The organism is Leucobacter sp. 7(1), from assembly GCF_900163635.1.
In the GTDB taxonomy this organism is placed as follows: Bacteria; Actinomycetota; Actinomycetes; order Actinomycetales; family Microbacteriaceae; genus Leucobacter.
The window spans coordinates 24,830-33,847 of record NZ_FUID01000092.1; the positions used below are offsets into that span (position 1 = coordinate 24,830).

Genomic DNA, 9,018 nt, shown 5'->3' on the forward strand with positions numbered 1-9,018 from the left:
GCCAATGAATAATCTATGCGTGTACCGTTAGGTGTGATCGCACTCCCTGTGCGTTTGGCGGACCAGTGAGGCCGCCGCAGGCTTGACAAGGAGTGCACTGCCATGCAAAGAAACTGGCGCAAGACGTCCCTCGCAATCGCGGCGCTGGTGAGCGCCGCGATGCTCGGGGCACCCCTCGCAGCGAACGCCGCCCCCGGTGTCGCGATGATCGACGAACCGGCACAGGTGCCGATCGAGCCCAAGACTGCCGCCGACCTGAGTGCCGAGGAAGTGCCTGCGGAGCTGACCCCGGAGCCGGAGGTGCCGGCAACAGAAGTCCCCTCGGCGGGGGAGGAAGCCGCTGCTCCCGAGCGCGCGACGGACACACCCGCGGTGCCTGTACCGTCCGCCGCTACCGACGCACCCCAGACCAACGCAGTGGTGGGCGCGACCACCCTCCGTGGCAAGCTCAACAACTGGGATCCGAAGCTGCCGGGGTCGCTCTATGTGGGTGGGACAAATCCCGGGAACATCGCCCAGTCGTGCTTTGGCCACGGGGACGCTGCCGCGAACTACTCGGTTGTGACAGAGGCTTGGGACTCACCGACTCAGTCGTATCTGCCCTGCCCGTACACTGCCGATTACATCGTGAGCTTCACGGAAACCTCGTCGAAGACGAGTGCGGCAGCCCCGTTCGGGTATGCCCAAAGCTTCTGGGCCGGTGAAGGAAAAGCAACCGCTGACTCTCGACAGGCTAAGAAAGTCCGCGTGGAGGCCGGACGAACGCAGAACGGTGTCGACTTTGCACCCCTCGTTGCGGGTCAACTCGGAGGGAAGATTGCGAGCTCCGTGGGCAAGCTCGGCGACAACGGTGGAGCTGTGTTGATGCTGCGTCCGGGAAAGAGCGTCTTCGACGGGCAAGGAAGCATCACCGATGAGAGCCTGCTCGGCTCGGCGCAGATCGAGAACGATCGGAGCTGGGCTCGAAATCTTGCCGCGGGGAGCTACTCGCTTGCGATTGTGGAATGGAGCCAATCGGGCCCGAAGGCTCTCGGCTATTACCACGCCACCCGCGGCCTTGTTTCGGATCCCAAGCAGGCGAGCACGGTGACGGTGCAGGCAAAGAAGAAAGTGACCGGCCTTGATTTCGCGGCGAAGCAGCAGCCTCCGCAGACTGGATTCACCGATGTGAAGCCGGGCGACAAGTTCGCGAAAGAAATCACCTGGATGCGCTCCAGCGGACTCTCAACTGGGATCAAGCAGCCGAATGGGTCGTACCGCTACGCGCCGAAGGAGAACGTGACGCGTGAGGCGATGGCGGCGTTCCTGTTCCGGCAGTACAGCAAGCCGGGCTACAAGGCTCCGGCGAAGTCGCCATTCACCGATGTGAAGACGACGGACAAGTTTTACAAGGAGATCGCGTGGATGAAGGATGCGAAGATCTCCACCGGCGTGAAGCAGGCGAACGGCACGGCGAAGTACTTGCCGAAGGCGAGTATCACGCGTGAGGCGATGGCCGCGTTCATGTACCGGATCGACACGGGCAAGAAGCCCGCGACGCCGAAGGTCTCGCCGTTCGCTGACATGAAGCCGGGTGACAAGTTCTTCACGGAGATCGCTTGGATGCACTCGAGTGGTCTGTCGACGGGCATCACGCAGCCCAGTGGCAAGCCGACGTACGCGCCGAAGAACAACGTCACGCGTGAGGCGATGGCGGCGTTCCTCTACCGCGCACAGCCGTAACACCACAACGCACGGGGCGGGAGGCGATCACTGCGATCGCGGCCCGCCCCGTGGCATGTTGTGCGGCGCAACTACCCGACGAGCGGGGCGATGACAAGCGTGGCAATCGCGAAGATCGCGAGTCCCGCGAGGGAGCCAACGACGGTGCCATTGATCCGGATGAACTGCAGGTCCTTCCCGACCTGAAGCTCGATCTTCTCGGCCGCCTCCCGCGCGTCCCAGCGCTGCACGGTTTCACTGATCACGCCCGCCAGGTCGTGGCGGTAGCGGTGCACCAGGTGTTCCACGACACCCATCACCCACACATCGATCTTGTACTGCAGCGTCGAGTCGCTCACAAGCTTGCAACCGAAGTCCTGTGCGGCGCTCACCATCCGCACGCGCAGGTCGCTCGCCGGATCTTCGAGCATCGCGACGAGCGCCGCCCGCGCTGTCTCCCAGGTGCTCGCCGCGAGCGCCCGGATGCGGGGGCTATCGAACACCTCGTGTTTGAAGCTCTCGAGCTGTTCCTGCAATCGCTCCTGCTCCTGCAGATCCCGGGCGAGGTCCCCGAGGAACTTGCCCACGGCGAGCCGGAAGGGGTGCTTCGGATCCGCCGCGACGGTCTGCACAAACCGCACGGCCTCCGCGTGGAGGCGCGTATCGACGAAGCGATCTACGATGCTCGGCACCCACGACGGCAACCGCGAGGAGACGACCCGATCAAAGGCCTCGGGGTGCTGCACCAGCCAATCCTCGAGGCGATCCGCTGCGATGTCGAGGAGCGCCTCGTGGTGCCCGCCGTCGAGGAACGATTCGGCCGCGCGTCCAAGCAGCGGGCCCCACTCCGGTTCGATGACGTGCCGCCTCACGAGCACCTCGATGAGCTCTTGCACGTCGCCATCGTCCAACACTGTCAGTGCGCCGAGGCCCGCGTTCGCGACAATCTCGGCGACCCTTTCAGCGTTGGCCCGCTCGGAGAGCCAGTCGCCGGCCATCCGTGCACCGCTGACCTGTGAGAGCTTCTCGTGCACCACCTCGTCGGCGAGGAAGTTCTCCTCAACAAACGCGCCCAGGCCCTCGCCAATCTCGTCTTTCTTGTTAGAGATGAGATTGGTGTGCGGGATCTTGATCCCGAGAGGGTGCCGGAAGAGCGCCGTGACCGCGAACCAATCCGCGAGTGCGCCGACCATGCCGCCCTCGCTCGCCGCGCGGACGTACCCGAGCCAGGGGTATCGATCCTGCAGCACAAATGACACAACAAAGACGACGGCCATGCCGATAAGCAGCCCGACGGCGATGCCCTGCATGCGTCGTAAGTCGCGGAGCCGTTGGAAATCTGCCGGGGACACCGCACCCAGCGTGCGGGCATTTCGTGAGGGCGCCATGACGCCATTATGGCTGGTCGCGGACCTGTTCGTGGACGAGATTCCTGATTCGAATACGTCATTTGCCCCGTTGGCGTGGGAGAATCAGGCCTTATGCACCATCTCACGGCGCTGAGCCTGAAAAACCGTGCCCTGATCGCGCTCGTGACGATCGTCGCCGCGGTATTTGGTCTGCTGGGCGTCGGATCGCTCAAGCAAGAACTGATGCCGTCGGTGCAGTTCCCCGCGATCGCGGTGGTGACGAGCTACCCGGGTGCCTCGCCCGAGGTCGTCAACAAAGAAGTCTCCGGCCCCATTGAGACGGCGCTGCGCGGTGTGCCGCAGCTCGAGTCCTCGAACGCGACCTCCAGCACGGGGGCGTCGATGGTGCTGGCACAGTTCACCTACGGGGTGGACATTGCGGCCACCGAACAGAAAGTGGAACGCGCGGTCAGCCGGATCTCGCAGCTGCTGCCCGCCGCGGCCGATACGCAGGTGATGTCGGGGAGTATCGACGACTTCCCGGTGATTCAGATCGCGGTCACTCCCGCGGAAGGGCAGACGCCAGAGCAGGCCGCCGAAGTTGTCGAGCGGATCGCGATCGCGGACCTCAGTGATCTCGATGGGGTGCGCGACGCGCAGCTGTCGGGTGCACGGCCAGACCGAATCACGATTGTCCCGAACTTTGAAGCGCTCGGGGCGCAGGGGCTGGGCGCACAGTCCATCACCGACACGCTGCAGCAGAGCGGTGTGCTCGTGGCCGCCGGATCCATCACCGAGGGCGATCAGACCCTGTCCGTGCAAGCGGGGAGCACAGTCACCTCCGCCGAAGACATTGCGGCGCTTCCGCTTCCGGTGAGTGCCGAGCAGATCATGGCGCAGCAGGAGGAGCTTGCGCGGCAGCAGGCACCGGTGCGTCCGGGCGTGCAGCCCGAGGTGCAGCCCGCACCCGTGCTCACTCCGATCACCATCGGTGACGTCGCTGAAGTGCGGCTTGAGCCGGGCCCGGTCGAGAGCATCTCCCGGGTGAACGGCGCGCCGGCCCTGACAATCGCCGTCACGAAGACCTCCGCGGCAAACACCGTCGAGGTGTCGCACGCGGTGCAAGATCAGCTCGCAGAGCTTGAGGATCAGCTCGGCGGGGTCGAGCTCAGCGTGGTCTTTGACCAGGCCCCGTACGTCGAGGATTCGATCGAGACACTCACAACTGAGGGGCTGCTCGGTCTGCTCTTTGCGGTGCTGGTGATCCTCGTTTTCCTGATGTCGGTGCGAGCTACTCTGGTCACGGCGATCTCGATCCCCACCTCGGTGCTGCTGACCTTCATCGGCCTCAATTTCGCGGACTACACGCTCAACATGCTGACGCTCGGCGCGCTCACAATATCGATCGGCCGCGTCGTGGACGACTCGATCGTGGTCGTCGAGAACATCAAGCGACATCTGGTCTCCGACACCGACCGCGCCGCGACGATCACCATGGCGGTGCGCGAAGTCGCGGGGGCAATTACTGCCTCGACAATCACGACCGTCGCGGTGTTCCTGCCGATGGCATTTGTCGCGGGCATGGTGGGTGAGCTGTTCCGGCCGTTCGCATTCACGGTCACGATCGCGCTTGTCGCCTCGCTGCTCGTGTCGCTCACCATCGTGCCGGTGCTCGCGTACTGGTTCCTGAAGCCGGAGCACGCCCGCCGCCGGGAAACTGCCGTCGGCGAAGCCGTGGCACAGCCGACCCGATTGCAGCGCTGGTACCACCCGGTGATCGACTGGACGCTGCGCCGCCCAGCGGTGACGCTCATGATCGCGGCGCTTGTGTTCGGCGGGACGATCGCCGCGAGCCCGTTGATGAAGACTAACTTCATGGGTGCGGACGAGCAGAACTCGGTGGGCCTCGTGCAGACGCTCACGCCGGGCACCAGTCTTGATGCGCAGCTCGCACAGGCGGAACGGGTCGAGGGCGTCCTCGCTGATCTGCCCGAGGTAGAGACCGTGCAGGTGACCATCGGAAGCTCCGGTGGCGGCATGGCCGCGATCTTCGGCGGTGGCGGCGACGGGGCTGTGAACTACTCGCTCACTACCGATCCGAAGGTCAACCAGGAGCAGGCGCAAGACGCGATCCGATCCGCCGTCAACGGACTGGACAATGCGGGCGAATTCTCGCTGGGTCAGTCGGGTGGCGGCGTCACCATGTCGAGCGCCATCGAGGTTGTGGTGAGCGCGCCGGATCAGGAGACCCTCGCTACCGCGAGCGATGCTGTGCTCGCCGAGCTCCGGGAACAGGACGGCCTGAAGCAGGTCGAGAGCGACCTCGCGCTGTCCCGCCCCTACCTCGCCATCACCGTGGACCGTGCGGCCGCGGCCGCTGCCGGCCTGACCGAGGCCGGCGTCGCGGGTCAGGTCGCCCAACAGATGCAGCCGAACCAGATCGGGCAGATCACCCTGAACTCCGCCACAACCTCCGTGTACCTCGCGGACACCGTGGCACCGACGGATCAGGCTGGTGTCGCGGCGCTCCCGATCCAGACCGCGGTCGGTCCGCAGGCGCTGAGCGCGCTCGCGACCGTTGCCGTCGCGGACGGACCCGTGACGATCCGAACCGAGGACACGGCGCGCGTCGTGACAATCTCCGCCCTGCCCGAGGGTGACGATTTGACCGCCGCGAGCGCCGCTGTGAACCGAGCGCTTGACGCTGTGGAGCTCCCGGCGGGTGCCAACGCGAGCATTGGCGGGGTGATGTCGCAGCAGTCCGAGGCGTTCGGGCAACTGGGACTCGCGCTGCTCGCTGCCATCCTGATCGTGTACGTGGTGATGGTGGCGACGTTCCGCAGTCTGCTACAGCCGCTCCTGCTGCTCATCTCCGTGCCATTCGCGGCGACGGGCGCGATCCTGCTCCTCATCGTGACCGGAATCCCACTCGGCGTCGCGTCCCTCATCGGCGTGCTGATGCTGATCGGGATCGTGGTCACCAACGCGATTGTGCTTATCGACCTCGTCAACCAGTATCGTGACCGCGGGGAACCATTGAAACAAGCGGTGACACACGGGTCGCTGCAGCGATTGCGCCCAATCGTCATGACCGCGCTCGCGACAATCTTGGCGCTCACGCCAATGGCCCTCGGGATCACGGGCAAGGGCGGATTCATCTCGCAGCCGCTCGCCGTCGTGGTGATCGGCGGTCTCCTCTCCTCGACAGTGCTCACCCTTGTTGTGCTCCCCACCCTGTACTACGCAGTGGAACGCCGCCGGGAGAGCCGGAACGGGCCGCGGGATCCGGGCACCGAGCGCGAACCGAAAAGCCCACGCGGGCCGCTGCGCCGACGCGGTGCGGGGCGCGCTGCGGCAACCGCCGGGGTGGCGAGTCCGGACGGGCTTGTGCTCGCGGGCAGCGGGGTCGCCGGGACAGCGGCGCTCACGAATGCCGGTCATGCGGATGCCGCGGATGTCGTGGATGCCGCACACGCCGACATTGCGGGCACCAATGCGCCGACGCTGAATGTAGAACCGCAGCCTGTATCTGTGGCCGAGCCTGCTTCAGAAGTAGAGCCGTCCGACGAGCCTGCCTCAGAGGCAGAGCCGTTCGCCGAGCCGGAGCTTGTGGCAGAACCGTTGGCCGAGCCCGAGCTTGTAGCCGAGTCCGTGCCGGCCCCGGTCGCCGCGCCAGTGTCGGCCCCGGTGCCCATCGTCCTGCCTGAACCGCCGATGGTTCCTCCCGCGCCCGAAGCCCCCGAGCCCGTCGCGGTGTCGCTGCCGGAAACCCCGGCCGAGGTACCGGGACCGAACACGCAGCAGATGTCGCTCGACCTCGAAGACCTCGGCTTCGTGGGAGCGGACAACCCCATTGAAGCCCGGCTCAGCGGCACCGTTCCGGTTGAAGCGCCCGTGGAGGATCAGCCCGCTGAGCCCGAACCGAGCGCACCGTCAGTACCCGAGCCTGAGGTCACAGCCGCCCCCATCGAGGCGGAAGCCGCTACGATGGAGGCCGACACGACGGCGTTCACTCCGGAGGTATTCGACTTCACGGACGAACAGCCTGTCGAGGAACAGCTCGACGACACCACACAGATCGACGCGGTGCCTGCGCAGATGCCAGATGCACCCGCACCTCCGGTCACCGGGGAACTGAACTGGGAACAGTTGCTGTGGCAAGCAACACAAGAGATTGACGAGGAAGTCGCGGCAGACTCCTCCGCAACTGGGGAGTCCGCGGCCGCGGATCCGGCGAAGAATGAGGGCGGCGCGCACGGTGTCGCCCCGGATGACAATGAACGGTAGACATGGCGCAGAAGGGGCGGCGGGGCTTTAAACCACCCGCGAACTACGAACCGGGGCGGAAGCCTCGCGGGCGGAAGTTTCACGGGGGTGCCCGGCCGTACGACGCCGATCCCGCGCGGCGGGACCGTTCGGAGGGGGCGGCGAAGGATCGCCGCGAGGGCGATGCGAAACGCAGCGACGCAGCCCCCCGATCCGGCGCCTCCGGTGCCTCCACGGCACCTGCGCGCGCGCCGCGCCGTCAGCCGGCGGCCGCTGGGGCAACGCCGCTACCTAAGCTTGACGCGAAGATCACTACCGCCACAGACGCCGCGGGCGTGAAATTTACCGATCTGGGACTCGGCGGCAACATCGTTCGTGTACTCGGGGAGCTGGGCGCAGACCAACCGTTCCCGATCCAGGTGGCCACAATCCCGGACACGATCGCGGGGCGCGACATTCTGGGCCGTGCGCGCACGGGCTCGGGAAAGACGATCGCGTTTGGTGCGGCGCTCGTCGAGCGAATGCTCAAGCTGAAGGCAGAGGGTGCGTTCGGGGCAAAGCCGGGCGGCAAGTCTCCCCGCGCGCAGCGCGGCGTGCGTGTCCAGCGCACCGTGACGCGAAACCCGCGCGCGCTGATCCTCGCGCCCACCCGTGAGCTCGCACTGCAGATCGACCGCACCGTGCAGCCCATCGCGCGCTCCGTTGGGTTCTACACCGCCCAGATGGTGGGTGGTATCCCGATCGACCCGCAGATCCACGCGCTGGAACGCGGCGTCGACATTGTGATCGGCACCCCGGGCCGCGTGCAAGACCTGGTGACCCGCCGCAAGCTCGACCTTCGCGACGTCCTCGTGACCGTGCTCGACGAGGCCGACCACATGTGCGACCTAGGCTTCTTGGAACCCGTGCAGCGGGTGTTGCGCGAGACCCAGCGTGACGGGCAGCGGCTCCTGTTCTCGGCGACGCTCGACAGCGGGGTGTCCGCCCTTGTCTCTGAGTTCCTCCGCGATCCGGCCGTCCACGAGGCCGAGCCCGCGGCAAGCGGGCGTGTGCGTCACCGCGTCTACACTGTGGCGCGCGACCACAAGGAGCAGACGCTGGTGCAGCTCGCGAAGACTCCGGGTCGCGTGCTCCTGTTCTGCCGCACCCGCGCCTACGCCGAACAGATCACGGAGGTGCTCGCAGATGCCGGACTTCGCGTCACGTCCCTGCACGGTGACCTGAGCCAATCCCGGCGCGAGCGAAATCTCGCACAGTTCGCGACGGGGAAGGCCTCGGTGCTCGTGGCCACCGACGTGGCAGCGCGCGGGATCCATGTTGACGACGTCGACCTCGTCATTCAGGCAGATCCTCCGAACGATTTCAAGACCTACTTGCACCGCGCCGGGCGCACGGGACGGGCAGGCCGGGACGGGCGCGTGGTGACCGTGATCCCGAAGCCTCGCGAGCAGTCGATGCGCGAGATCCTGGAACATGCCGGGATCGAGGCTGAGCAGTTCGGGGAGTTTGTGCCGAAGGCTGCGGGCGGAGCGAAGCGGAGCCGCTAGCTTCCGCGCCCCGCGCCCCGCGCCTCGCGCCCCGCGGCTCCTTGTCCCTGGCTGCTGTTTCGCCGAGGGGACGCAAAACGGGGTCATTCCTTCGGCGGTTTCAGGTGGTGAGTGCAACACCTGCCCTATCTCTAGCAGGAAGCCCTCACCACTGA

Annotated in this window: 4 protein-coding genes; 3 read left to right on the forward strand and 1 reads right to left on the reverse strand. The window is 66.2% G+C overall.

Annotated elements, in window-relative coordinates; all coding sequences use genetic code 11:
• Window positions 1-102 precede the first annotated feature (102 nt).
• The gene (locus tag FM113_RS16400) at window positions 103-1,722 is read left to right on the forward strand and encodes an S-layer homology domain-containing protein (RefSeq protein WP_087015909.1); all 1,620 of its coding nucleotides are present in this window, start codon (window positions 103-105) and stop codon (window positions 1,720-1,722) included.
• A 71-nt stretch (window positions 1,723-1,793) separates the two neighbouring features.
• Here the strand turns inward: FM113_RS16400 and FM113_RS16405 are convergent, their stop codons facing one another.
• The gene (locus tag FM113_RS16405) at window positions 1,794-3,089 is read right to left on the reverse strand and encodes a DUF445 domain-containing protein (protein WP_254909060.1); all 1,296 of its coding nucleotides are present in this window, start codon (window positions 3,087-3,089) and stop codon (window positions 1,794-1,796) included.
• Window positions 3,090-3,182: 93 nt separating this feature from the next.
• Between FM113_RS16405 and FM113_RS16410 the strand changes: the two genes are divergently transcribed.
• Together FM113_RS16410 and FM113_RS16415 are read left to right on the forward strand one after the other, a co-directional pair.
• Window positions 3,183-7,337, forward strand: coding sequence for an efflux RND transporter permease subunit (locus FM113_RS16410; protein WP_087015911.1), 4,155 nt, complete (start codon window positions 3,183-3,185; stop codon window positions 7,335-7,337).
• Between the two features lie 2 nt (window positions 7,338-7,339).
• Window positions 7,340-8,863: a DEAD/DEAH box helicase gene (locus FM113_RS16415; RefSeq protein ID WP_087015912.1), complete on the forward strand. Its 1,524-nt coding sequence runs from the start codon at window positions 7,340-7,342 to the stop codon at window positions 8,861-8,863.
• Window positions 8,864-9,018 lie beyond the last annotated feature (155 nt).

Excerpts from the sequence above, each read along its gene's own strand:
- FM113_RS16400 (WP_087015909.1), top strand. The coding sequence starts at position 103 with ATGCAAAGAAACTGGCGCAAGACGTCCCTCGCAATCGCGGCGCTGGTG.
- FM113_RS16410 (WP_087015911.1), top strand. The coding sequence starts at position 3,183 with ATGCACCATCTCACGGCGCTGAGCCTGAAAAACCGTGCCCTGATCGCG.
- FM113_RS16405 (WP_254909060.1), bottom strand. The coding sequence starts at position 3,089 with ATGGCGCCCTCACGAAATGCCCGCACGCTGGGTGCGGTGTCCCCGGCA.
- FM113_RS16415 (WP_087015912.1), top strand. The coding sequence starts at position 7,340 with ATGGCGCAGAAGGGGCGGCGGGGCTTTAAACCACCCGCGAACTACGAA.